The sequence below is a fragment of the Lactiplantibacillus garii genome (genome assembly GCF_003885105.1).
GTDB lineage: Bacteria > Bacillota > Bacilli > Lactobacillales > Lactobacillaceae > Lactiplantibacillus > Lactiplantibacillus garii.
Genome location: NZ_QWZQ01000118.1, coordinates 1 through 905, shown reverse-complemented (window position 1 = coordinate 905; position 905 = coordinate 1). Strand labels below are relative to the sequence as shown.

Sequence of the window (905 nt, the reverse complement as noted above, 5' to 3'; positions counted from 1 at the left end):
AAATATTTATTTGCAACCATTCAAACTTTGGCTAAGGATGAACAATTACAACGGTTCAACCCGGACCAATTTGATTACATTCTGGTTGATGAAGCTCATCGTGCTGGGGCAACGTCATATCAAAAAGTTTTGAACTATTTTAGACCTAATTTTTTACTTGGTATGACTGCTACTCCGGAACGAATGGATGATTTTAACCTGTACGAAATGTTCGATTATAATATTGCGTATGAAATTCGTTTGCAAGCAGCTTTAGATGAAAAAATGTTGTGTCCGTTTCGTTATATTGGCATTACGGACTATGAGAAAGATGGCCAAATAGTTGATGATACTAGTCAGTTAAAATGGTTAGTGTCTGATGAACGGGTGGATTATATTGTTAGTCAAACCGAATACTATGGTTATTCTGGAGAGACATTGAGAGGACTAATCTTTTGTAGCCGTACTGAAGAAGCTAACGAGTTAGCCATGGCGTTAACAAAAAGAGGATATATAAGTGAGGCATTAACTGGGCAGACAGCTCAATCTTTGCGTAACGATATTATTAATAGATTAGAGCATGGTGAAATTCAATATATCATTACTGTTGATGTGTTTAACGAAGGCATTGACATCCCGTGTGTTAACCAGATTGTGATGTTACGTAATACTCAGTCAAGCATTGTTTTTATCCAGCAGTTAGGGCGGGGACTACGTAAGTTTCCAGAAAAAGATTATGTTACAGTGATTGATTTTATTGGTAACTATAAAAATAATTACTTGATTCCGATTGCATTAACCGGTGACAAATCACGCAATAAAAATACTGCTCGTGAAGATTTGGAATTGCGGCAAGTCGCCGGAATCTCAACAATTAGCTTCTCAGAAATTGCCAAGGAACGGATCTATAAATCTATTAATAACAC

The 905-nt window shown here is 36.5% G+C and carries 1 protein-coding gene; it reads left to right on the top strand.

Features of this window, described 5'->3' with window-relative positions; all coding sequences use genetic code 11:
• On the top strand, positions 1-905 hold a 905-nt coding region (locus tag D1831_RS14235), incomplete at both ends, for a DEAD/DEAH box helicase (RefSeq protein ID WP_148096386.1).